We start from the raw sequence: 23,694 nt of genomic DNA on the forward strand, positions 1-23,694 counted from the left end.
GACTGTAACAACTGAGTTTACTTATTCGATTGCAGAAATAAGCTCGTCATCAGAAACAAGTTTCTGCTCGCCCGTCTCCATATTTTTCAATGTAACCTTTCCCTCAGCAATTTCATTATCGCCTGCTAGTACGACAAAAGGAATCTGCTTAGCGTTGGCATAAGACATTTGTTTCTTCATCTTAGCACTATCAGGATAAATTTCTGCACGAATGCCAGCTGCACGCACCTTAGCAATGATAGGCAGGCAATATGAAGTTTCCTTTTCACCAAAATTAATGAAAAGCACCTGAGTAGTATTAAGAGAGTCTTGGGGATATAGATCAAGAGCATTCAGTACATCATATATACGGTCAACGCCAAACGATATTCCGACACCTGAAAGTCCCGGCATTCCAAAGATTCCTGTGAGATTATCGTAACGTCCACCACCAGAGATAGACCCCATTGGTGTGTCGAGTGCCTTCACCTCGAAGATAGCACCAGTATAGTAGCTTAAACCGCGCGCTAGTGTCAAATCAAGCTGAATCTCATTATTAAGTGTAGTCAGGAATCCAAGAATATAACGAGTTTCCTCAACGCCCTTCAAGCCAGTCTCGCTTGAGGCGAGTACCTCAGCAATAATGTTAAGTTTTTCTTCGTTAGTACCTTCTAACATGATGATTGGTTGCAGTTTCTCTATCTGCTCGTCGGTAAGTCCGTCTTCACGCAATTCAGCATTAACATTGTCTATTCCAATCTTATCGAGTTTGTCGATAGCAACTGTAATATCCACAATCTTATCAGCAGCGCCAATCACCTCAGCAATACCAGTTAGAATCTTGCGGTTGTTAATCTTAATTTGAACGCGAACACCAAAACGAGAGAAAACAGTATCAACAATCTGCATCAGTTCCACCTCGTTAAGCAAAGAGTCCGAACCTACTACATCACCATCAAACTGGTAGAATTCACGGTAGCGCCCCTTCTGAGGACGATCGGCACGCCACACAGGTTGAACCTGATAACGCTTAAAGGGCAACTGCAGTTCATCACGGTGCATCACCACATAGCGGGCAAAAGGCACAGTGAGATCATAGCGCAGACCTTTCTCGCAAATCTTAGAAGCCAAACGAAGCGTGTTACGCTCGGTTAGTTCGCTATCATCAATCTTCGACAGGTAGTCACCAGAATTCAGAATCTTGAAAAGAAGCTTGTCACCCTCCTCGCCATACTTACCCATCAAGGTTTGAAGGGTTTCCTGAGCAGGCGTTTCGATCTGCTGGAATCCGTAGAGCTCGTACACACTACGGATGGTATTAAAAATATAGTTGCGCTTGGCCATCTCTACAGGGCCGAAGTCGCGAGTTCCTTTGGGAATACTTGGTTTATTTGCCATTTATTTTCTTACGATAGTTTGCTCTCTATCGGGGCCGATAGAGATGATAGTAATTGGAGTTTCGAGTTCTTTCTCAAGAAACTTGATATAGTCAGAGAACTGTTGGGGGAACTGGTCCTCAGAAGTAAACTTCGTCATATCAGTCTTCCAACCAGGCAGCTCTACATATACAGGTTCGATACCCTCCTCGATATTGTAGGGGAAATCGCGCGTTTCAACGCCATTCACCTTGTACGATGTGCAGGCCTTGATAGTGTCGAAGCCATCGAGCACATCACTCTTCATCATGATGAGCTGCGTAACGCCATTGACCATGATAGAATAGCGCAGAGCAACGAGATCAATCCATCCACAACGACGCTCACGACCAGTCACGGCACCATACTCATGACCCAGGTCACGAATCTTCTTACCAGTCTCATCGAAGAGCTCTGTGGGGAAAGGACCGGCGCCAACACGTGTACAATAAGCCTTCATGATACCAAACACTTCACCAATTTTGTTGGGGCCGATACCCAAACCCGTGCATGCACCAGCACAAATAGTGTTTGAAGAAGTTACAAAGGGATAGCTACCAAAGTCAACATCAAGCATTGTGCCTTGAGCGCCTTCGCACAGAACACTCTTACCAGAGCGCAGAATTTGATTGATTTCGTGTTCACTATCAACAATCGGGAACTGACGCAAATACTCAATACCCTCTAACCATTTCTTCTCAACTTCTGTGATATCATATTCGAAGTTTAGCGATTTCAGAATGGCCTCATGTCGAGCCTTTGCAGCAGCGTATTTCTCAGGAAAGTTTTCAAGAATATCGCCTACACGAAGACCTGTGCGACTCACCTTATCGGTATATGTAGGACCTATGCCCTTACCAGTTGTGCCCACTTTATTTTTTCCTTTTTGGGCCTCATATGCAGCATCCAGCACACGATGAGTAGGCATTATTAAATGAGCCTTCTTTGAAATATGAAGACGCTCTTTCAAAGGATGACCAGTCGCTTCCAATGCTTTGGCCTCTTCCATAAAAAGGTCTGGAGCCAAAACAACGCCATTACCGATAATGTTTACCTTACCACCCTGAAAGATGCCAGAAGGGATAGAACGGAGGACATACTTCTCACCGTTAAACTCTAACGTATGACCAGCATTAGGTCCACCTTGGAAACGAGCCACAACATCGTAATGTGGTGTCAGTACATCAACAACCTTTCCTTTACCTTCATCGCCCCATTGGAGTCCCAACAGAACATCAACCTTACCTTGTTTCATTGTTTTTTATTCTTTAGTTTTCTTGTTTCTTCTAGTTATTGCCGATTGACATGTCGAACAGATACCATATATATAGAGCGAAAAACCATCCTTACGGAAACGCTTCAAATGTGTCTGGTCGACTACCTGTGTTATTTCCGGAACCTTTACCTCCGTCACTTTGCCACATACCGTACATATTTGGTGGCAATGTCCCGTGCCTGCATAGCACGATTCATACTTAGTAGTTCCTTGGAAGCGATGACGGATAACCAATCGTAGTTCTAGGAACAAATTTAGCGTATTATAAAGAGTAGCACGAGAAACGGGAAACTTGTAATCTGCTGCCAATTTCTCCCCAAGTTCATCAAGAGTAAAGTGTCCATCTATACTATAGACAGCCCGCAGGATAGCATACCGTTCGGGCGTCTTACGATGATTGCTCATCTCCATATAATTATCTAGAATGCGCTCTGCAGCCATGCGCACACTATCTTTTTTTTCACTCGTCTTCATAAACCGAGGGCAAAGTTACAACTTTCGCGCGAGAAATAGAAATAATCAGGAATAAAAAAAACAAAAAATGAGAAACAATTATTGTTTCTTGCATACATATGCGCTACTTTCTAATCTTCTTTATTAAACTATATGCCTGATAAAGCCCCATTTCACCAGCTTTACTCAAATCCTGAACTGCTTCCATTTCATGCTTCAGATACAACTGGCAAAGTCCACGATTAAAATATGCTTCAGCCAAATACGGTTCGAACTCAAGAGCCTTTGTAAAATCAGCAATAGCATTTTGATAGTCGGCATGTTGGGCTTCAAAAACGCCACGATTATACAAAAGATAAGGATGCTTTGGAGAATATCTAAGTGCCAAATTCAAATCTTCCCTCACACTAACCTCCTTCAATTCAATCATCTGTCCTTGAGACGCAAGGACCTGATTAATACGAGACTGACATACTGCACGTTGCCAGAGAGCTAGCACAGATGTAGAATCTTCATGAAGATAGGTTGTCAAATCGTCAATTGCATAATCATAATCCTGAATAATAGAAAAGGCAATAGCTCTATACATTAAGGAAATAATGGCCTTTGACGTGTTTTTTGCACTATTTATGGCCAAAGTAAGAGAATCGACATATGCAAAATATGACTTAGAGTGTTCTTCGTCTAGCGATGTTTGCTGATAAGTGATGTAAATTTTTCGTAAATGTGACTGCTCGTTTATTTGTTCCACCAATTTATCATAAGCATGATCGGATCGAACCTCACTATGTTGTTGCTCAAACGAAAGAACAAACATCGGCATAAACTCAAAATCAACCTTATGATCCTGCACACGTCCACGATAATCACTGGAGTATTCCCTCTCTGGTTCCTGTTCGTCCTCCATCACCAACTGGTTATACTTCTCCATATCAGCATCGCTACGCTTACGAATCTGATTGGGATTCAACCGAGGCTGCGTACCATATAAATGCTTATAAAGACGTGCCTTATAAACTGTAAATTCATCAGCTTCAGCCAATTTTACCTTTCCCAAACGTCGATAGCAAGCAGCACGAAACTCCAATCCCGTCCAGAAATTTGGATATTCGTCAATCACCTTTGAATAATCACGGATAGCAGCCTCTAAATCACCAGTTTTATCCAATAGTACTGCACGGTTAAATAATGCCATCATGTTGTCTGGCTCCAGACGAAGTACAAAGTCAAAGTCTGTGATAGCCCTATTGTCATCGCCTACTTGTGCACGCAATAGTCCACGATTGTAATGACCCAAAAAGTTATTAGGTTCCAGGTCAAGCGCCATATCATAGTCACTCATGGCGCCACGCAGATTATTACAATTATAGCGGGCTAAAGCACGATTGATATAACAACCAGCATGTCTTGGCATCAAATGAATAGCTTGGTTCAATTGAACCTCTGCACTATCCCACTCTTCTCTTGACAAACTGATGATACTACGTGCTGCCCACGTCTGCCCATCAAATGGATCCATTGACAAACTTTTCTTTAACGCCTCATCTGCCTTCGTCGTATCTTTCTGCTGCAAATATACATCTGCACGCATATTCCATGCTTTTGAGAACTGGCTCCATCTGCGCTGAATGGTATCCAACTCGGCTAGCGCCTTTTCAAAGTCTTTATTCTGAATACGACAGAGCACGCGGTTATTCCAGAATCCTCTGTTTTCAGGATCATATCGTAAGGCTGTAGTATAGTCGTCTATAGCATCAGAATACTTCTCTTGTTGAATGCGCGCCAGTCCTCGCAGCTCATAAGAACTGACTACATACGGATTTCGACGAATAGCCTCACTACAATCATATTCTGCTCCAGAAAAATCATCAAGATAATATTTAGCCACACCTCTATAAAACCATGGTTCATAGAGATATGGCTTAGCAGAAATTGCTTGATTAAAGTAACGAATGGACAAAACAAAGTCCTCAAAATATAAAGCAGAGCGTCCTATCGTTACCAAATGGTCTGTATTATACTGGGCTTTAAGAGGAAGGAACAATAAAAGATAAAAAAGTAAAATATTACTCCTCTTTATATCCCTCTTCAGCAAAGGACATATTCCATTCATAATACCTCTTTTACTTTTTTATCTTTTATTTCTATGTTTCCCTCTCAACTATCGTCTTACAGGCTTTGTTTTATAACCACAACGATAGCGTCCCAGCGTTAAAGACTTTAGTTTACTTTTAATCAACTGGCGACGCAAAGGCGAAACACGGTCAATAAACATCTTGCCATCCAAGTGATCGAACTCATGCTGCATCACTCGAGCCAGATATCCTTCTATCCATTCATCATGTGCCTCAAAGTTCTCATCCATCCATTGTACACGAATTCTCGCGGGACGAGTCACTTTCTCATGTATAGCAGGCAGCGACAAACAGCCTTCTTCCGAAGTGGTAGTTGAAGTCTCGTCATATTCTACGATATGCGCATTAATATATACCTTACGGAAATCTTTATACTCAGGCATGTCTTCTGCCAATGGATCCAGATCAATCACCACCAAACGAATGTCACGGCCTATCTGTGGTGCTGCAAGTCCGATGCCTTCCGATTGGAAAAGCGTCTCCCACATATCACTAATGAGCTGTTTTAATTCCGGATAGTCAGGTGTGATATCTTCTGCCACCTTACGGAGTACTGGCTGGCCATAAATATAAATAGGTAAAATCATATATACTTATATCAATTTAAAACAATTTCTTAGAACGCAGATAGTCTTCCAAAATAATGGTCGCACTTATCTCATCTACCAGTCCTTTATTCTGGCGAGCTTTCTTACCTATACCACTGTCTATCATTACCTTGTGAGCCAAAACAGATGTAAATCGTTCGTCAAAGTAATCAATAGGGATATTGGGCATAGCCTTGCGCCATCGGTTCACAAATTGCTGAACACGCGCAAGATTCTCGCTTGGTTCGCCATTAGGCTGGCGTGGTTCTCCAATAACAATTCGTTCTACAGGTTCGCGAGCAATATAAGCTTTGAGCCAATCAAAAAGCTCTGATGTAGAAACAGTCGCCAATCCACCCGCAATAAGTTGCAGTGGATCAGTGACTGCTAAGCCTGTTCTTTTACGACCGTAGTCGATGGAAAGTATTCTTGCCAATGATTTAAAGTTATCGTGTATAGAACAACAACCAAGCGTCCTGATAAGTGGCACGCAACTGGTCGCGGCTCTGAACAGCATCAGCCTTACTATCAAAAGTTGATGCAATGACACGATACATGTTACGATCGTCGTTCTTTACGATTTGTGCACTATAGCCAGCGTTCTTCAGACGCTGCTGAAGTCCCTCTGCGTTTGCAATCACTGAGAATGATCCAACAACAACGCTGTAATTCTTAAGACCAGCGCCATTCACAACAGACACACGCTCCTGACGTACAGTTACGTTATCCATATTGTCAACTACCTGAGTTTGGTTAGCGGGTTTTGTTACCACTGGGGTTACCACAGGAGTCTCAGCCACCTGCTGAACAGGAGCTTCCACCTGCTGAGCAGCCTGGGCCTGAGCCTTTTCATAGGCTTTCTTATAAGCACTCTCACTTGACTTACATCCAGTGAATACCATTGCGAGGCAAAGGCCTGCACACAAAACGATGTTCTTTTTCATAAATAGTCAGTTTATTTACTTACCGTATAAATTTGGTGCGAAGTTACAAAATATCAATGAAAAACGGAATAAAATAGTGACTAAACTTTGTTAAATAGGTCAAATATGTTCATTTTAGCAAAAAAAACGCCACTTTTTTATTCTTCTTACCAAATAATTCGTATATTTGCTGTCGATAAGAATATTTTTTTAATAAAAACATTTAAGACTATGAAAGGTTTAGGTTATGTAGGTGCATTCCTTGGTGGTGCACTGGCTGGTGCAGCCATTGGTATCCTTATTGCTCCCGACAAAGGCAGCAACACCCGTGAGAAACTGTCAAACACCGTTGACGAATTTTTGAAGAAGCATAATATCAAACTGAAGCGCAAAGACGTAGGCGACTTAGTTGACGATTTAGAGAATCTGGCCGACGAATAAACAAATCAAGCATCATGCTATCGAGCGACAAAAACGTTGAGACCCTCTCGCAACTCATAGAGATGGTCAAGCACAACTTTGAACTGCGCAAGGAATATGCCAAATTGGATATTGTTGAGAAGGTAGTACGCTTGCTCACAATGTTCGCACTAGCTCTTATAGTCATTATCCTCATTTCGGCTATTCTGCTTTTCACATCAGCAGCCATCGCAGTCTGGTTGTCGCAATACATGGCGCTCCACCAATCACTGTTGTTAGTTGCAGGATTCTATCTTCTGATGCTAATCATAGGCTATACGATGCGTTCGTCCTGGATTGAGCGTCCCCTTGTCACATTTCTGTCAAAGCTATTATTGAACTAGAGATCGAAATTATGGCCAAAAAGAGAAGAACAAAGCCCTATCATTCTTTAGAAGAAATACAGATGCGCAAGGAACAACTCAATGAGGTCATTGAGTTAGAAGACCAAGAATTGAAGCGCTTGTGGGAACAACTGACTGAGGAGGAGAAAGAGATGTCTCGCGGCGAGCAAATTGCAAGATTCATTAAATATGGAATCATGGCTTACGATGGTTTCATGACGTTTCACAAGTTGAAGCGCAACTACGGTAACATTCTCAACATCTTCCGCAGATAAAAAGAATTTGTATTTTAAAAAACAATATAGGCACGTTACCTTTTGGAAAACGTGCCTATATTGTAAGTTGCAAACCGTCGTACGCCAGTTCAACACCTTGAGGTAGTTTATCGTTCACTTCACGATGAAGTCCAATATCATGACACATATGCGTTAATAAGGTACGCTTGGCCCCCACTCTTCTGGCAAACGCCAATGCATCATCAACCAATTGATGCGAATGATGGGGTTTGTCAAAGCGTAGAGCATTAACCACCAGCACTTCGACACCAGAAAGTAGTGCCAATTGAGTGTCATCGATAGTCTTCATGTCAGTAATATATGCAAAGTGACCAAAACGATAACCAAGGATTGGCAACTTACCGTGCATCACTTCAATCGGCATCACCTCAATATCACCAATAGTAAAAGCATATCCGGCATGTATTTCGTTAAGTTCGATTCTAGGCACACCAGGATAGCGATTCTCTGCAAAACAATAGGGCAACATCTGTAGCATTCCCTCTTTGGCTATGGGGTCGGCATATACATTAATCTGACCGAACTGGCAATAAGGACGGATATCATCCATCCCGCCAACATGATCATAGTGAGAATGCGTAACGAGAATGCCATCAATTTTTCGAAAAGGCTGTGGAAGAATTTGCTCGCGAAAATCAGGTCCGACATCCACCAGCAATCGAGTGTCCTCTGTCTCCACAAGAATAGAGCAGCGCAAGCGTCGATCTTTAGGATCCATACTTCTGCACACGTTGCATTGACAGCCTATAACGGGCACGCCACATGAAGTTCCTGTGCCAAGAAACGTTATTTTCATATAATGTTTACCTCTGGTTCAATCTGTATATCGAAGCGATGTTTCACATCCTGTCGAACGGCTTCACATAGATTAACGATATCCATACCTGTGGCACCGCCACGGTTCACCAGAACCAATGCCTGATTGCAATGGACACCTGCCTTGCCCAGACTGCGTCCCTTCCATCCACATTGGTCTATCAGCCATCCTGCAGGAATCTTCTCGTGGTTTTCATCAATATAATAATGAGGCATTTGGGGATATTGATCCAACAAACGCTCATATTGCTCGCGACATACAATGGGATTCATGAAGAAACTGCCGGCATTACCTTCTACTTTGGGGTCAGGTAGTTTCTTTTGGCGGATATCGATAATGACCTCACGCAACTGCTGGGCAGTGGGGGCTGAAATACCTCTGCGTTCCAATTCCAAACGTATATTACCATAGTCAAGCTGAGGCTCAAAAGTCTTTTTTAACCTATATGTCACATGTGTCACCAGATACTGGTTTTTCCATTCGCCTTTAAATTTGCTCTGCCGATAGCCATACTGACAATCGGTATTAGAGAATACCTGACAACTGCCATCACACAAGCTCACAACTTCGACCTTGTCTATCAAATCGGAAGCCTCGGCACCATAGGCACCAATATTCTGTACAGCCGAAGCGCCCACCTCACCAGGTATCAAAGAGAGGTTCTCTGCGCCATACCATCCATGCTCTACACACATGGCAACGACATCGTCCCATACTTCGCCACTACCCACTCGCAGCAACAAATTGTCATCGTTCTCGGCCACTACCTCATAACCTTTAATCACCGAATGAACCACCATACCCTCATAGTCTTTGGTTAACAGCAGGTTACTACCGCCACCAACAATCAGCAGGGGAACGTTCTGTCCCTTCAGCATCTGTGCCAGTTCCTTGGCTTCGGAAACCGAAGCATATTCAATAAAAGTGTGACAGCACACATCAATACCAAAAGTATTGTGTGCCAACAGGCTATAATTATGTTGAACAGTCATTATTCACTCAGTTTAGTAAGTTTCCATTTATCATGCTGATGATGGAAGGTTAGCATCACCTCCTGTCCATTAGATATACCACGAATCACAAAAATTTTGTCGTCGGCCGATGTTTTTCGTTTACCATAGATAATATTATATATGGTGTCGCGTGGCAGTTCGGGTGCAAAAGCTTCCCAAAAATCTGGCGTAATAACACCTTCCATTTGGCTAAACTCGTCATCTGGATCAGGCCCCACAAACTGAATCTCCTCGTTCAGACTCTGGTGTTGAAATATCGAGTCTGACGCGAACCTACGATAGAACGCCAGGAAAGAGGCATTAGGATTCAGCGAAAGGGTCTGTTTGCGAATCTCATCCAATTTCCATTGACCGTTCTTCTTGCGAAAAACATACTGATTAACAAAAGCCTGCGACAGAAATATCTTCTCTACTGTAACCTCTTCCACAGGAACCTCCTTGGCTTGATTCATCTGTTCTTCGTTATCAAAAATCAGGGTATATTCCTCTTGGTGCATAAAGAAGTGGTCTGTGTGCCAGTCTTTGCTCTGCAATGTATCAGTCTTGGCATTAGAGCGAACCAACAAAGGAAAGCAAATGCGCTCTTTTTGCAATCGTTTGTTCGATGCAAAATTAAAAAAGAAGTCATCAAAAAACTCCTCAGCTGCCTTAGGCATGGGTTCCTCTGATATTAACTCATCCGTTTCGTCGGCCGTTGGATCATCATCCACCATTCCGATGCTGTCAGTATCGTCCGTTCCCCCATTGTTTTCTGCCAATGAATTCTGCTTGCATCCCTGTAAAAAGCAAGCAACAACCACACAGAACAAAAAGAATCTATTCATACAAATATGAAATAATCAACACGTTTTCTATGCACCACTCTCAATTTGTGGTGCAAAGTTACAAATAAATCTGCAATCAAGATAAATTATTAACCAAAAATTTGCACGATTAAAAAAAAATGAGTACTTTTGCACCCGCAAACAAACGAAGGGGACCCGTAGCTTAGCTGAATAGAGCGTCAGATTCCGGTTCTGAAGGTCAAGGGTTTGAATCCCTTCGGGTTCACACTATAGGAGCATAGCTCAGTTGGTTTAGAGCGCTTCAGTCACATTGAAGAGGTCTTGGGTTCGAGTCCCAATGTTCCTACCACCAGTAAGACAGGACAAATGTCCTGTCTTTTATTTTTTCCACATCACACAACAGTTTCTTATCTGAATAACATATCACCGAAAAACAATATATTTTGTGCATGTAAACGACATACATACCATTACTAAACATCATAGAAATACTTCGGAAATATATTGGTATGATTTTCGGGAGCAGAAACAATTAAATAAAAAAGAATCGGACGAGTCATAAACTAATGACACGTCCGATTGTTGGTTTGTAACGACTGAATCGTTAGGATGCAAATTATGCCTCTGCGGGAGCCTCCTCTGTAGCAGCCTCTGCCTCAGCAGGAGCTTCTACTTCAGCAGCTGCAGCAGCAGCCTTCTTATCTGCTACCTTCTTAGCAATTGCTTCGTTAACCTTCTTCTCTTCAGCCAGAGCCTTTGCCTCAGCATCCTTCTTGGCCTTAGCGACCTCAGCAGCTACCTTCTCAAGACCCTTCTGCTTGTCAGCCTTCCATGCATCAAACTTCTTCTGTGCAGTAGCCTCATCGAAAGCGCCCTTCTTTACGCCACCCTTAAGGTGCTTCATAAGATAAACGCCCTCATTGCTGAGGATGTTGCGAACAGTGTCTGTGGGCTGTGCGCCGCACTCTACCCAGTACAATGCACGGTCGAAATTCAAGTCTACCGTGGCGGGATTGGTGTTAGGATTGTAAGAACCAATCTTCTCAGTGAAACGACCATCACGTGGTGCACGAGCGTCGGCGATTACGATGCTGTAGAAAGCATAGCTCTTACGGCCACCGCGCTGCAATCTGATTTTTGTTGCCATGTTTTTTTAATGTTTTGTTTGTTGTTAAAAAATTGAATTTCATGCTCCCAACTCGTGGAAGCGGCCGCAAAATTACTCATTTTTAAGCAGTTGAACAAATTTTTCCACACTTTTCTGTCGTTTTTTAGAGTTTTTTGTGTAATTTTGGACCTGAAATGAAGCATCAACTATCTATTCTCATACCTATATACAATAACGACTGCCGTGAGCAAGTGGAAGCCCTGAGCACTCAGGCGCAGGCTATCAAGAACCTGGAGTTCGAGATTGTAGTGGCCGACGACGGGTCGGACGAAGGACTGTTGCGGACCGTGACTAACAGACCTGAGCCATCAACAGACTTCTCGCAGACATGGCAGCATCTGCCCGGTGTACGTTATATCCGCCGCAAGCATAACGTAGGACGCGCCGCCATCCGCAATTTTCTGGCACGCGAGGCTCGCTACGAATGGTTATTGTTTATGGATGGCGACATGTCCATCCCTAGTAACAATTTTGTAAAGCAATGGGTTGAGGCCAACACCGGCCAGCTAGCCTATGGCGGCTACATTGTAGGCAGCGGCGAGTCGTCTTCACTACGATATCTGTATGAGAAGCAATGCGAACCGATGCATCGCGCCGAAGAGCGCAGGAAGCGTCCGTTTCAGCATTTTCACACCTGCAATTTCATGATTCAAAGAGAGTTAATGCTGTCACACCCGTTCGACGAGCGTTTTCGTCATTATGGCTACGAAGACGTACTCTTTGGTAAGCAACTACGGGCGGCAGGCGTCAGCATATGTCACATTGACAATCCCGCGGGATTCTTCGACTTCGAAGATAATGCCCACTTTGTCAGCAAGACAGAAGAAGGCTTACGCACTCTTAACGAATTCAGAACCGATCTGCGCGGCTACTCGCAAATGCTAACTTTTGTTGATGGCATTCACGTGGGAATAGTAAAATGGATTTTTATTTTATGGCACAGATTATTTGGCGAAGCAGAACGTCGGAATCTATGTGGAAAGAGGCCCTCTCTCAAGCTTTTCAAACTCTATAGGTTAGGATATTTCCTAACAATAGAAAGAAAGAACGATAAGTAACACTTAACAATATAACAGAAACTAAAACACTCAAAAAAGAAATGAAAAGATTTGCATTCAAAATGTTTCTAAAACCGGGTTGCGAGGCCGAATACGAAAGACGACACGCTGCCATATGGCCTGAGTTAAAACAGATGATTAAGGAACAGGGAGTGGGAAACTACAGTATTTACTGGGACAAAGACACAAATATTCTCTTTGCATATCAAGAATGTTCAAAAGAGACCAGCTCGCAAGATACGGAAAACATTGACCCCATTACACAGCGATGGTGGGACATGATGGCCGACATTATGGAAGTGAATGCCGACAATTCGCCTGTCACCATCCCCCTACCCGAGTTGTTTCATATGGACTGAGAGTCGGACAACATAACAGCAGACTAGACCGTCTGCCTCACCAAACCATCCAGAGGGCCGCGCAGTATCTTTCCCACTGTGTAGCCTTCTGATTTTAAGGCCTCAAGAAACTGACTCTGATAATAATATGCAATACTGCCCAATGCAGATACTGGAAGGTCACGACGACCGTATGGGTCAACGTTATAGCGAAGAAAATCGCGGAAGTTCTCAACAACAAGCGCCTCAATCAATGGTTCGTCCACGTGGGCGTGGATAAACTCCGACAAAGAAGCAAGCCAACGATTGGCTAGAGGCTGACGATAAACACGGTCAACAACCTGTGCAAGATTCATGCCGATGTAAGCCTCAAAATCAGAAAGAATAGTATGAGGCAAGCGGTCCTTATAGAGGGCGTTGAGAAAGCGAATACCAAGCACGGCTCCGCTGCCCTCGTCGCCCAGAACATACCCCATGGGTGGCGTATTTTTCACAATACGCTGCCCATCGAACAGGCATGAGTTAGCGCCCGTTCCTAGTATACAAGCAATACCCTCACTATGACCACATAGAGCAATAGCGGCTCCTAACAAATCGCTATGAGCATCTATCTGCTTTGCTTCTGGGAAAGCTTCGCTAAGTAACCGTACAATCTTTTCCTCCAATTCAGGACGCACGCCACTACCATAAAAGGAAACCTTGAGAGACGAGAATTCTGAAACAGAACAATGAGAATATAGCTGTGGAAGCAATTCATCACACAAAATGGCACGAATAGTGTCATCGTCTTGATGAAAGGGATTAATACCCTGCGTTTTTATGCGTAATCCATCCAAGTCCCATTCAGTCTTGGTACTACCACTGTCAGCTATCAGAATGTGTTGTTTCATCTTGCAGATTTTCTATATTTCATATATCTTTGTCGAATATGGTCAACATATTCTACTGTTTCTTGTCCGCGCATATAGCCTGCATGTACCAACGTGTCGCGATAGTAACGAGGCAAATTCAATTTTAAGACGTAGGGTTTCACCTGATCCCATACCTGCGGATTCTTCCCATCGCGTTGAGCCAAACGCATAGCGTCTCGTACATGTTGCAAACCACCATTATAAGATGCTAAAACAAAGTTCTCGCGTTCATAACGATCATGAATGTCACTTAGTTCTCCATCAAGTTCTTTAATATAACGTGTGGCAGCCTCAATACTTTTCTCGGGATTATGCATATCGGTACGCGAAAGACCAAGATGGTCGGCCGTACCTGGCATAATCTGCATGAGGCCTTTTGCTCCAGCCCACGACTGTGCTTGTGGGTCAAAAGTAGACTCCTGATAACATTGGGAAGCTAACAAGCGCCAATCCCAACCAATACTTTTACAATAAGTACGGAAATAACTGTCATAGTGTGAAATAACGCCACGACTAAGCATTGGCGCATAAACTCTACGACGAACTAAAGGCCGTAAGAACATCTGCCGTTCTTCCTTTTTCACTTCGTCAAGCAAAGCGGGGCGATACCATTGACGTATGGCTGCAGTCAAGAGAGGTTTACCCTTACCTATTACCCATCCTGGCATAGAATGATTAGTGGTATCAATAGACATTAATATCACATCGCCATCACCAGCAGCCAGACGAGTTTTAAGTTCAGCACTGTCACGACAAACCTCTATACGAAGACGGACACCAATCTCTGTGGCAAACCTTTCACCCAGCAAATACTGTGTGCCCAAAAGTTGACCACGATAGGTATAATAGGTATCAGGACCTGAAAGAGTCAAGCCTATCAATTCGCCCGCTTGTTGGATGGCTGCCAAATCGAATTCTGCAGTATCGGAAATCTGCTGCTGATTAGCCCAAGGTGGCGTTACAATATCCTGCCGCTGTGTACAAGACGCCAACAACAGAAGAAATAGCATAAATATACTTAAGTGTTTCAAAAAAATCAGAATTTTCGTGCAAAAGTAAGCATTTTATTGGAAATTAAAGAAAAAAACCGTAATTTTGCACACGTTTTACACGAAAAAAATTAGATTATGCTTAGAATCGCAGTTCAGTCAAAAGGTCGTCTGTTCGACGACACGATGCAGTTGCTCAATGAGGCCGACATCAAAGTGAGTGCCAGTAAGAGAACTCTGCTGGTTGAATCCAGCAACTTTCCTTTAGAGGTTCTTTACTTGCGCGATGACGATATTCCACAGAGTGTGGCCTCTGGAGTGGCAGACATAGGTGTGGTTGGCGAGAACGAATTCATGGAGAAGGGCGCTGAGGCAGAAATAGTCTCACGTCTAGGATTCAGTCGCTGCCGCCTGTCACTGGCCCTTCCAAAAGACATTGATTACAAAGGACTGGAATGGTTTGAAGGAAAAACCATTGCCACCTCGTATCCCGTCATTCTTAAAAAGTTCCTCGACGAGCATCATATCCATGCTGAGATTCATGTAATCACCGGTAGTGTAGAGATTAGCCCAGGTATCGGTCTGGCAGACGCAATCTTCGACATTGTAAGCAGTGGCTCAACATTAGTGAGCAACAATCTGCGCGAGGTGGAGGTTGTTATGAAGAGCGAAGCTCTGTTAATTGGTTATCCTGGCATGAGCAAAGAGAAAAAGGATCTTTTGAACCAAATGCTGTTTCGTTTTGCAGCTGTTCGCGAGGCCGAAGACAAAAAGTACGTACGCATGAACGTACCCAAGGCACGCATGCAGGAGATTATCAACGTTCTGCCTGGACTGAAGAGTCCAACAATCATCCCCTTGGCAGACGAGGAATGGTGCTCCGTTCACACGGTACTCGACCAGAAACGATTCTGGGAGATTATCGGTCAATTAAAAGAATTAGGTGCTCAGGGCATTCTTGTAACCCCCATCGAGAAAATGATCCTGTAATAAGGGGAATAATGAATAGTGAATAATTGATACCGCTATCATGAAAATTATAAAAAGACCCCGACAGGAAGATTGGGCCGAGATATGTCAACGTCCACATCTTGACATCACGCAACTGATGAGCACTGTGAATACTGTGCTTTGCGATATCAAAACACGTGGTGACAAGGCTGTGTATGAATATGAAGAGCGTTTTGACCATGTTGTACTCAATTCACTGTCAGTTACTGAAAGTGAGATTGATGAGGCCGAAACGCTAGTAAGCAAAGAATTGAAAGATGCCATTGCACTGGCTCACGAAAACATCTATCAATTTCATGCTGCTCAAAAGTTTGAAGGTCAGAAGATAAAAACTCGCCCTGGAGTTGAATGTTGGCAAAAAAGTGTACCCATTGAAAAAGTTGGTCTCTATATACCCGGCGGAACAGCTCCACTCTTTTCTACTGTATTAATGCTGGCTACACCAGCTAAAATTGCTGGTTGCAAGGAGATTGTACTTTGTACGCCTCCCAATCGCGAGGGCAAGGTGAATCCAGCAATTCTTGTGGCAGCCCGTACGGCTGGTGTCAGTAAGATTTTCAAAGCCGGTGGTGTACAGGCTATTGGTGCAATGGCATACGGAACAGAATCTGTGCCCAAGGTATTCAAAATCTTTGGACCGGGCAACCAATATGTAATGGCAGCTAAGCAACAAGTATCATTGGGTGATGTTGCTATCGACATGCCTGCTGGCCCAAGTGAGGTATGCGTACTGGCTGATGAAACCGCTAACGCTGTATTCGTGGCTGCTGACCTACTGTCACAAGCAGAACATGGTGTTGACTCACAAGTGCTATTCGTTACTACCTCTGAAAAAATGCTCAACAAGGTAATCGATGAGACTAACCGACAGTTGAATTTGTTGCCACGTAGGGAAATGGCGAAGAAATCTTTAGACAATAGTCGATTTGTCCTAGTAGAATCAGCAGGCGAAATGATGGCACTCTCTAACGCGTATGCACCAGAACATCTTATAATACAAACAGCCAACTACCAAGAGATGGCAGAGAAGGTGGTGAACGCAGGCAGCGTATTCTTAGGACAATATGCATGTGAAAGTGCTGGCGACTATGCAAGCGGCACTAACCACACATTGCCGACGCATGGTTATGCTACTGCCTACAGCGGCGTGAACCTGGACAGCTATTGTCGCAAGGTCACATTCCAGCATCTCACTGAAGAAGGCATTCGTGAGATAGGCCCTGCAGTAGAACTTATGGCAGCAGCCGAGCAACTAGATGCACACAAAAACGCTATGACGGTGAGAATCCAAGAGATTGCCTCTAAATAGACATGTTTGCCACAAATAGACATAGACATTTATCCCTATGAAGCCTTTAGAACAATTAGTTAGAAAAAACATATGGAACCTGGCTCCCTATAGTTGCGCTCGCAACGAATTTTCAGGAGTCAATGCAACTGTATTCCTTGATGCCAACGAGAATCCGTATGGCAATCAACTGAACCGTTATCCCGATCCAATGCAGATGGAGTTGAAGCAAAAGATTGAGGAGGTTAAAGGAATTCCAGCCAATTATACATTTCTTGGCAATGGCAGCGACGAAGCTATCGATTTGGTATATCGTTGTTTCTGCGAACCAAAGGAAGACAACGTCGTAGCCATCGAACCAACCTACGGCATGTATAAGGTATGTGCAGACATCAACGATGTGGAATATAGACCGGTTTTATTAGACGAAAATTATCAGATAACGGCAGAAAAGTTGCTGGCCGCATGCGATGATTATACAAAGGTTATCTGGATATGTAGTCCAAACAACCCCACTGGTAATGATCTCCACCGCGAAGAAATAGTAAAGTTACTCGAGTCATTTGACGGAATAGTCATTGTTGACGAAGCATATAGCGACTTCTCAAAATTGCGTCCCTTACGCTATGAGTTACCTCGCTACCCCAACCTCATTGTGCTCAACACACTGAGCAAGGCATGGGCATCGGCTGCTATTCGCTTAGGTATGGCATTTGCATCGCCTGAGATTATCGATATCTTCAACAAAGTGAAGTATCCCTACAACGTGAACTATCTAACTCAACAGCAAGCCATCAAAGTGCTTAGTGACCCATATGAGGTGGATCGCTGGATTCAGCTCATTCTTCAGGAACGCGTACGTATGCAAGAGGCTTTCAGTCTGCTGCCTTTATGCGAGAAAGTTTATCCAACAGACGCCAACTTCTTCCTTGCTAAAGTAACGGATGCCCAAAGCATCTATGACTATTTGGTGAAACAAGGTATCATCGTTCGCAACCGCACGCGTGTTCAGCTATGCAAAAACTGCCTGCGCGTCACCATTGGCACACGCAACGAAAACAATGAACTTATTGGTGCTCTTCGCCAGTTTAAGTAAGTATGTATTTTACTCATCAAACGATTCGTGTTATCACGTATGATAAGCAAAAACAATTTAAAGTTTGTTCATCAGCTGGAGCAAAAGAAATATCGTCGCAAAGAAGGACTGTTCGTTGCCGAAGGTCCCAAGGTGGTAGGCGATCTAATGACTGCGGGGTTTAATCCCCGCATGCTCTTTGCTGTTGAAGAATGGATAAAAAAGGAACTAACAGGATGTGTTCAGGAAGTAACCGACGATGAATTACGCAAATTAAGTTTTCTGCAACATCCACAGCAAGTGTTAGGGGTATTTGAAATTCCTGAAAGCAAGACATGCAAATCCATCTCGGAAGATGAATTGTATTTAGCTCTTGACGGAGTGCAGGACCCAGGTAACCTTGGAACAATCATCCGTTTGGCTGACTGGTTCGGTATCAATACTATTTTCTGTTCAGAGGATACTGCCGACGTATGGAATCCCAAAGTAATTCAGGCCACAATGGGTAGTATTGCACGAGTCGAAGTAGTATACACGAATTTGAAGCAACTAATAAAACAAACAAATCTGCCCGTATATGGAACTTTGCTTGATGGGAAAGACATTTACGCACAAGAGTTAACTGAGCATGGTATCATTGTGATGGGTAACGAGGGTAATGGCATTTCACCCGAAATTCGTCAACTGATAACAAACAAGTTACTTATACCCAAATTTCAAGAAGGTCCAGAGAGTTTAAACGTTGCCATTGCCACGGCTATCACATGCTCTGAGTTTAAACGTAGAATACGATAAGGACGAATCACATCTGCAATATCAATATTACGCTAACACATGCTGCATCACTAATGCATCATGATAACGTATGCCATCGAAAAGCCAGTCTTTGAGGTGCGCTGATATCTGATAGTTCAATCGACGAAAGAGTTGTAATGAGTTCTCATTGTCAACAGGGATAACTGCATATATCTGATGAAGGTGTAAGGTGTTCAATGCATATTCCTGCAACTTAAGTACAGCCTCTCGTGCATATCCTTGATGACGATATTCACGCATCACAACAAGTCCTAACTCTGCCCTACAATTCTTTGGGTCAAATGACATAAGGTCGGCAAGACCGACTACCTTATTCTCCTCGTTCTCAATTACCAATCTTACTTGTTTATCAGTATAAATGTCAGATGTTGTTTCTGATAAGAACGAATGTAGAACGTAACGTGAATAAGGCACGTTTGTTACCCCCACCCCCCACAACTCGTCATCATTCTCTATGCGATAAAGCAAATCGAGATCTTCGGGTTCAATAGCTCGTAATGTAATTATGGACGTACTCATTTGATAATCTCTTTTGGAGTGATAATCATGTGATTCTTGCTACTATAAGTTCCCAAGATGCATCCTGCATTTTCTTTGGCTAAGCGAATAATATCTTCATAAGAAAGTGTGTCAGCATCGTAAACAATGCATACGTTATTCTTATCCACAAAGTCCTTTTTATAGCTTAGTCCCTTGCGCGTAAGTATTTCCTCGCACGACTTTTTCATTGCCGAGCCACCTTTTAATACATAAATCGGAGATACGACTCGATTAACAAGTCCCATGTATTTCCGGAGGCGCCAATTGGCCATCATAGCCAGAGCCATCATGGCACGGAAATATATAGCCAACTTAATTGGCAGTGTGACTAGAAAAGTCAGGTGTCCATAATGTTTTCGAAAAAAAATCAGCATGGCTTGATAGAAAACATGGACATAACGGTAACTAGTCTTCTGGGTCGATTCACCTTTATAATGAACAACATTAGCAGGAACATACCAGTTCTCATAACCACCCTTTAATAGTCGATATGAGAGATCTATATCCTCGCCATACATAAAGAAATCTTCATCCAAGAAACCCACATTATTCAATGCCTCACGACGAAGCATAAAAAAAGCGCCACTAATGACATCAATCCGTCCAGGCTCATTCCACGAAAGATGACTCATGTAATAATGTTGAGTAAAACCTAACATTTTAAGTAGCGAGACAAAGGGGGTTGGAAGACCTCTACGAGATTCGCGTGCCACCGTTCCATCAGCATTGTGCATCATAACACCTGAACCACCAGCTTTGGGATGCTCATCCATAAAGTCAACAACCATCTTCAAACAATCCTCGCCAACAAATGTATCGGGATTCAATAAAAGTACATATTCACCTTTACTCTGGCGTATCGCGAGGTTATTAGCCTTGGCAAAACCACCATTATGATTACATTCTATGAGATTTATCTGTGAACCAAAACGTTGCTTAAGATAGTCAACAGATCCATCTGCCGAATGATTGTCAACAACAAAAATCTCGCAATCCATATCACAAGTGGCCTTCTGAACACTATATATACATTGCTCAATATAATGACAGACGTTATAGTTAACAATAACAACTGAAAGTTTCATATTCATTTCTCCTCGTTTTCTTCTGTTTTATCTGTCATATTCTCAGATTCCTCTACAATGATTTCTTCTGTTATTTCTGATTCACAACGGTCTGAAGTAGGCAGAATGAAAACCATTGAGAGAAGAGTAATAACGGCCAGATAACCATATGCAGGCTCAAAAGCATAGAAATAATATAATAAGGTATTGGTCATTAAAGGTACACCCAACAAAAGAATACGAACGATACCCCATTTAAGCAAAGACATCGGGTTACTAACCAATTCATTATGAATCATTCGAAACCTAAACAAGCGTAGTGCAAAGGGTATTTGACCTAATGTAACAAGAATCATTACCATTTGAATAGTATAATTCCGAATAGCAGAAGTATCTGAGAGCCATGCTAAGTCAATCTCTAGAAACTCGCCTGACACATATACCAAACCGGCTAATGCCAAGAAAAAACAATAAACGATAAGAAGTATATTTCTAATTCTTTTCATATTTATAGTTTATTATTGTTCAAAGGGTACACGATTCTGAATGGAGCGTCCTAATGTCACTTCATCAGTATATTCCAATTCATTGCCCACTGCAATACCCCTTGCTATGATACTCACCTTTACATCGTAGTCAGCAAGTTTGCGAAAGATATAGAAGTTAGTTGTATCACCTTCCATTGTAGAACTTAAGGCTAGAATAACCTCTTTTACATCTCCTTCTGAAACACGCTGTACCAACGAACCAATCTCTAAGTCAGAAGGACCAATACCGTCCATCGGCGATATAAGTCCTCCTAATACATGATACAGTCCATTGAACTGTTGGGTATTCTCAACCGCCATTACATCCTGAATATTCTCAACTACGCATATAGTGGAAACATCACGACGTTCGTCTGAACAAATTGGGCAAATATCTTGATCACTAATGTTGTGACATACGCGACAGAACTTTACCTCTTTTTTCAACCTATCAAGCGATTCAGTAAAACGCGAAACCTCCTCGTGCTCCATACGCAACATGTAGAGCACAAGTCTTAAAGCTGTCTTGCGTCCGATACCAGGCAGTTTAGAAAACTCTTGAACAGCCGATTCCAATAGTCGTGAAGGATATTGCTGTATCATGCTAACTCACTTAATTCCAACCAGCGCATAGATTTCTCATCAAGTTCATCGTTCAGCACTGGCAGTCGTTTACTCATCTCTGTTATCTGATCAACACTGAGCATTCCAGTACTCAATGCGTCTTCTATTCTCTTCTTCTCATCTTCCAAGAGTGTGATGTCCTTCTCTAATTGCTCAAACTCACGTTTCTCTTTGAAAGTCATCTTCACCTTCTCTCTGACAGTCTTGGTAGGTTTTGTATCTTTATCAACCTTTAACTCACCTGCTTCTTTGGGAAGCAAAGCCTGCCATTCACGATACTGTGTATAGTTACCTGGAAAATCCTTTATCACACCATCACCCTTGAACACCATGAGATGGTCCACCACCTTATCCATGAAATAGCGATCATGGCTAACAACAATAACACATCCAGGGAAATCCTGCAGGTATTCCTCTAGAATCTGCAAAGTAACAATATCGAGATCGTTTGTCGGCTCGTCAAGAACAAGAAAGTTTGGATTCTGCATCAAAACGGTGCAAAGATATAGCTTACGTTTCTCGCCGCCCGAGAGTTTATATACATAGTTATGCTGTTGTTCTGGCGTAAAAAGAAAGTGCTGAAGGAACTGACTAGCTGAAAGGTGTTTACCGCCACCCATGTCGATATACTCAGCAATGTCACGCACCACATCAATAACTTTTGTCTGCTCATCGAACTTCAATCCTTCCTGAGAAAAATAGCCAAAACGGACTGTTTCGCCTACTACAATCTTTCCACTATCAGGCTGAGCCTCACCGAGCAACATTTTAAGGAAAGTGGATTTACCTGTACCATTATTACCAACGATTCCCATTTTCTCAAAACGCGAGAAGTTGTAATAGAAATCCTTCATGATACAGAGTTCACCGTTTGAACCGTGATCACCACTATCTGACAAAGGAAAAGACTTAGAGATATACTGGCACTCAAATATCTTACTTCCAATATATACATTAGAAGCTTTCAAACGTACAGCTCTCTCTTCTATCCTACTCTTGGCCACACGCTCCAAATCGTAAAAAGCATCCTCGCGATATTTAGCTTTATGACCACGAGCCTGAGGCATACGACGCATCCATTCCAACTCTGTACGATAAAGATTATTAGCACGAGCAATCTCGGCACGGCGGTTATCTATGCGTTCCTGACGCTTTTCCAGATAATAAGAGTAATTGCCCCTATATGTATAGATGGTACGATCGTCAAGTTCCAAAATCACCGAGCATACTCGATCCAAGAAATAACGATCATGTGTAACCATCAATAACGTCTTGTTTCCACGATTCAAAAAACCTTCCAGCCATTCAATCATCTCAAGATCCAAATGGTTGGTTGGCTCATCCAAGATCAACAAATCGGGTTCTGTAATCAAAACATTTGCCAGCGCCACACGCTTTTGCTGTCCTCCACTGAGTTGACACATAGGTTGACTCAAATCACGAATCTTCAACTGAGTCAGAATCTGTTTTGCCTTCAGGATTTTCTCCTCATTGCCTTGATGATTAAAACAAGCATCGAGCACAGAATCATTGGGCTGAAAAGCAGGAGTCTGTTCAAGAAACCCTACTTTCAGGTCACGGCGAAAGATTATCTCCCCACTATCATACCCTTCTTTGCCAGACAGGATAGACAACAACGTAGACTTACCCGTTCCATTCTTGGCGATAAGTCCCACACGCTGACGCTCTGCAATAGAGAATGAGATATTCTCGAACAAAACCGTTGAGCCAAACGACTTTGTAAGGTTCTGCACATCTAAATATGGTATCTCTTTTGCCATTCCTAAAAAATACGATTGAATG

Annotated in this window: 27 protein-coding genes and 2 tRNA genes; 11 read left to right on the forward strand and 18 right to left on the reverse strand. The window is 42.9% G+C overall.

Going from position 1 to position 23,694, the window contains the following annotated elements; translation table 11 throughout:
* Positions 1 to 21 precede the first annotated feature (21 nt).
* The 7 genes from hisS to M1D30_RS07040 all read right to left on the reverse strand — a co-directional run bounded on the left by hisS (position 22) and on the right by M1D30_RS07040 (position 6,789).
* On the reverse strand, positions 22 to 1,377 hold the full coding sequence (gene hisS / locus M1D30_RS07010; protein WP_248502350.1) for a histidine--tRNA ligase: 1,356 nt from the start codon (positions 1,375 to 1,377) through the stop codon (positions 22 to 24).
* On the reverse strand, positions 1,378 to 2,649 hold the full coding sequence (locus M1D30_RS07015; RefSeq protein WP_248502352.1) for an adenylosuccinate synthase: 1,272 nt from the start codon (positions 2,647 to 2,649) through the stop codon (positions 1,378 to 1,380).
* Between the two features lie 6 nt (positions 2,650 to 2,655).
* A complete protein-coding gene (locus tag M1D30_RS07020; RefSeq protein ID WP_248502354.1) occupies positions 2,656 to 3,144 on the reverse strand; it encodes a Fur family transcriptional regulator in 489 nt (162 codons plus the stop codon).
* A gap of 103 nt (positions 3,145 to 3,247) precedes the next feature.
* Positions 3,248 to 5,236 carry a tetratricopeptide repeat protein gene (locus tag M1D30_RS07025; RefSeq protein ID WP_248502356.1) on the reverse strand — a complete coding sequence of 663 codons (1,989 nt, stop codon included), beginning with the start codon at positions 5,234 to 5,236 and terminating at the stop codon, positions 3,248 to 3,250.
* 48 nt (positions 5,237 to 5,284) lie between these two features.
* Entirely contained in the window at positions 5,285 to 5,845 is a 561-nt protein-coding gene (def, locus tag M1D30_RS07030; RefSeq protein WP_248502358.1) for a peptide deformylase, read from the reverse strand.
* Positions 5,846 to 5,861: 16 nt separating this feature from the next.
* Entirely contained in the window at positions 5,862 to 6,281 is a 420-nt protein-coding gene (gene ruvX / locus M1D30_RS07035; RefSeq protein ID WP_248502360.1) for a Holliday junction resolvase RuvX, read from the reverse strand.
* Positions 6,282 to 6,291: 10 nt separating this feature from the next.
* The gene (locus M1D30_RS07040; RefSeq protein WP_248502362.1) at positions 6,292 to 6,789 is read right to left on the reverse strand and encodes an SPOR domain-containing protein; all 498 of its coding nucleotides are present in this window, start codon (positions 6,787 to 6,789) and stop codon (positions 6,292 to 6,294) included.
* A gap of 210 nt (positions 6,790 to 6,999) precedes the next feature.
* On the opposite strand from M1D30_RS07040, the gene M1D30_RS07045 reads away from it, so the two are divergent.
* From M1D30_RS07045 to M1D30_RS07055, 3 genes are read left to right on the forward strand one after another with little or no spacing between them, the layout of a single operon-like run.
* A complete protein-coding gene (locus M1D30_RS07045; protein ID WP_248502364.1) occupies positions 7,000 to 7,209 on the forward strand; it encodes a YtxH domain-containing protein in 210 nt (69 codons plus the stop codon).
* A 14-nt stretch (positions 7,210 to 7,223) separates the two neighbouring features.
* Positions 7,224 to 7,571: a phage holin family protein gene (locus M1D30_RS07050; protein ID WP_248502366.1), complete on the forward strand. Its 348-nt coding sequence runs from the start codon at positions 7,224 to 7,226 to the stop codon at positions 7,569 to 7,571.
* Positions 7,572 to 7,582: 11 nt separating this feature from the next.
* Positions 7,583 to 7,846 (forward strand): hypothetical protein, encoded by a 264-nt coding sequence (locus M1D30_RS07055; protein WP_248502369.1) that lies wholly within the window; start codon positions 7,583 to 7,585, stop codon positions 7,844 to 7,846.
* A 55-nt stretch (positions 7,847 to 7,901) separates the two neighbouring features.
* Here M1D30_RS07055 and M1D30_RS07060 read toward each other — a convergent pair whose 3' ends face one another.
* From M1D30_RS07060 to M1D30_RS07070, 3 genes are read right to left on the reverse strand one after another with little or no spacing between them, the layout of a single operon-like run.
* The gene (locus M1D30_RS07060) at positions 7,902 to 8,663 is read right to left on the reverse strand and encodes an MBL fold metallo-hydrolase (RefSeq protein ID WP_248502371.1); all 762 of its coding nucleotides are present in this window, start codon (positions 8,661 to 8,663) and stop codon (positions 7,902 to 7,904) included.
* Positions 8,660 to 9,676: a UDP-N-acetylmuramate dehydrogenase gene (gene murB / locus M1D30_RS07065; RefSeq protein WP_248502373.1), complete on the reverse strand. Its 1,017-nt coding sequence runs from the start codon at positions 9,674 to 9,676 to the stop codon at positions 8,660 to 8,662. The genes M1D30_RS07060 and murB overlap by 4 nt, the downstream gene beginning before the upstream one ends.
* Positions 9,676 to 10,521, reverse strand: a complete 846-nt coding sequence (locus tag M1D30_RS07070; RefSeq protein WP_248502375.1) for a DUF4348 domain-containing protein — start codon at positions 10,519 to 10,521, stop codon at positions 9,676 to 9,678. Before M1D30_RS07070 ends, murB begins: the two co-directional genes overlap by 1 nt.
* 152 nt (positions 10,522 to 10,673) lie before the next feature.
* On the opposite strand from M1D30_RS07070, the gene M1D30_RS07075 reads away from it, so the two are divergent.
* Both M1D30_RS07075 and M1D30_RS07080 read left to right on the forward strand, forming a co-directional pair.
* A tRNA-Arg gene (locus tag M1D30_RS07075) sits at positions 10,674 to 10,747 on the forward strand.
* Between the two features lie 6 nt (positions 10,748 to 10,753).
* Positions 10,754 to 10,831: transfer RNA gene (locus tag M1D30_RS07080), tRNA-Val, on the forward strand.
* A gap of 267 nt (positions 10,832 to 11,098) precedes the next feature.
* On the opposite strand, the gene M1D30_RS07085 is transcribed toward M1D30_RS07080, so the two are convergent.
* Entirely contained in the window at positions 11,099 to 11,629 is a 531-nt protein-coding gene (locus M1D30_RS07085; protein WP_248502378.1) for a 30S ribosomal protein S16, read from the reverse strand.
* Positions 11,630 to 11,784: 155 nt separating this feature from the next.
* Between M1D30_RS07085 and M1D30_RS07090 the strand changes: the two genes are divergently transcribed.
* Together M1D30_RS07090 and rhaM are read left to right on the forward strand one after the other, a co-directional pair.
* Complete coding sequence (locus M1D30_RS07090; RefSeq protein WP_248502380.1) at positions 11,785 to 12,708, forward strand: glycosyltransferase family 2 protein; 924 nt, start codon at positions 11,785 to 11,787, stop codon at positions 12,706 to 12,708.
* A gap of 41 nt (positions 12,709 to 12,749) precedes the next feature.
* The gene (gene rhaM / locus M1D30_RS07095) at positions 12,750 to 13,067 is read left to right on the forward strand and encodes an L-rhamnose mutarotase (protein WP_248502385.1); all 318 of its coding nucleotides are present in this window, start codon (positions 12,750 to 12,752) and stop codon (positions 13,065 to 13,067) included.
* A 23-nt stretch (positions 13,068 to 13,090) separates the two neighbouring features.
* On the opposite strand, the gene M1D30_RS07100 is transcribed toward rhaM, so the two are convergent.
* Both M1D30_RS07100 and M1D30_RS13755 read right to left on the reverse strand, forming a co-directional pair.
* Positions 13,091 to 13,936 (reverse strand): ATPase, encoded by an 846-nt coding sequence (locus tag M1D30_RS07100; protein WP_248502386.1) that lies wholly within the window; start codon positions 13,934 to 13,936, stop codon positions 13,091 to 13,093.
* Entirely contained in the window at positions 13,933 to 14,949 is a 1,017-nt protein-coding gene (locus M1D30_RS13755; RefSeq protein ID WP_305883831.1) for a transglycosylase SLT domain-containing protein, read from the reverse strand. Before M1D30_RS13755 ends, M1D30_RS07100 begins: the two co-directional genes overlap by 4 nt.
* A 135-nt stretch (positions 14,950 to 15,084) precedes the next feature.
* Between M1D30_RS13755 and hisG the strand changes: the two genes are divergently transcribed.
* From hisG to M1D30_RS07125, 4 genes are read left to right on the forward strand one after another with little or no spacing between them, the layout of a single operon-like run.
* On the forward strand, positions 15,085 to 15,936 hold the full coding sequence (gene hisG, locus M1D30_RS07110; protein ID WP_248502393.1) for an ATP phosphoribosyltransferase: 852 nt from the start codon (positions 15,085 to 15,087) through the stop codon (positions 15,934 to 15,936).
* Positions 15,937 to 15,976: 40 nt separating this feature from the next.
* Positions 15,977 to 17,266 carry a histidinol dehydrogenase gene (gene hisD / locus M1D30_RS07115; RefSeq protein ID WP_248502395.1) on the forward strand — a complete coding sequence of 430 codons (1,290 nt, stop codon included), beginning with the start codon at positions 15,977 to 15,979 and terminating at the stop codon, positions 17,264 to 17,266.
* Positions 17,267 to 17,303: 37 nt separating this feature from the next.
* Positions 17,304 to 18,341, forward strand: a complete 1,038-nt coding sequence (gene hisC / locus M1D30_RS07120) for a histidinol-phosphate transaminase (RefSeq protein WP_248502397.1) — start codon at positions 17,304 to 17,306, stop codon at positions 18,339 to 18,341.
* 39 nt (positions 18,342 to 18,380) lie between these two features.
* A complete protein-coding gene (locus tag M1D30_RS07125; protein WP_248502399.1) occupies positions 18,381 to 19,115 on the forward strand; it encodes an RNA methyltransferase in 735 nt (244 codons plus the stop codon).
* 27 nt (positions 19,116 to 19,142) lie between these two features.
* Here M1D30_RS07125 and M1D30_RS07130 read toward each other — a convergent pair whose 3' ends face one another.
* From M1D30_RS07130 to abc-f, 5 genes are read right to left on the reverse strand one after another with little or no spacing between them, the layout of a single operon-like run.
* A complete protein-coding gene (locus tag M1D30_RS07130; protein ID WP_248502401.1) occupies positions 19,143 to 19,655 on the reverse strand; it encodes a GNAT family N-acetyltransferase in 513 nt (170 codons plus the stop codon).
* Positions 19,652 to 20,761 (reverse strand): glycosyltransferase family 2 protein, encoded by a 1,110-nt coding sequence (locus M1D30_RS07135; protein WP_248507768.1) that lies wholly within the window; start codon positions 20,759 to 20,761, stop codon positions 19,652 to 19,654. Before M1D30_RS07135 ends, M1D30_RS07130 begins: the two co-directional genes overlap by 4 nt.
* 2 nt (positions 20,762 to 20,763) lie before the next feature.
* A complete protein-coding gene (locus M1D30_RS07140) occupies positions 20,764 to 21,246 on the reverse strand; it encodes a hypothetical protein (RefSeq protein ID WP_248502403.1) in 483 nt (160 codons plus the stop codon).
* Positions 21,247 to 21,258: 12 nt separating this feature from the next.
* Positions 21,259 to 21,870 carry a recombination mediator RecR gene (gene recR / locus M1D30_RS07145; RefSeq protein ID WP_248502405.1) on the reverse strand — a complete coding sequence of 204 codons (612 nt, stop codon included), beginning with the start codon at positions 21,868 to 21,870 and terminating at the stop codon, positions 21,259 to 21,261.
* Positions 21,867 to 23,672: a ribosomal protection-like ABC-F family protein gene (gene abc-f / locus M1D30_RS07150; protein ID WP_248502407.1), complete on the reverse strand. Its 1,806-nt coding sequence runs from the start codon at positions 23,670 to 23,672 to the stop codon at positions 21,867 to 21,869. Before abc-f ends, recR begins: the two co-directional genes overlap by 4 nt.
* Positions 23,673 to 23,694: the final 22 nt, after the last annotated feature.

It is taken from the genome of Prevotella sp. E15-22 (genome assembly GCF_023204875.1).
Classification (GTDB): domain Bacteria; phylum Bacteroidota; class Bacteroidia; order Bacteroidales; family Bacteroidaceae; genus Prevotella.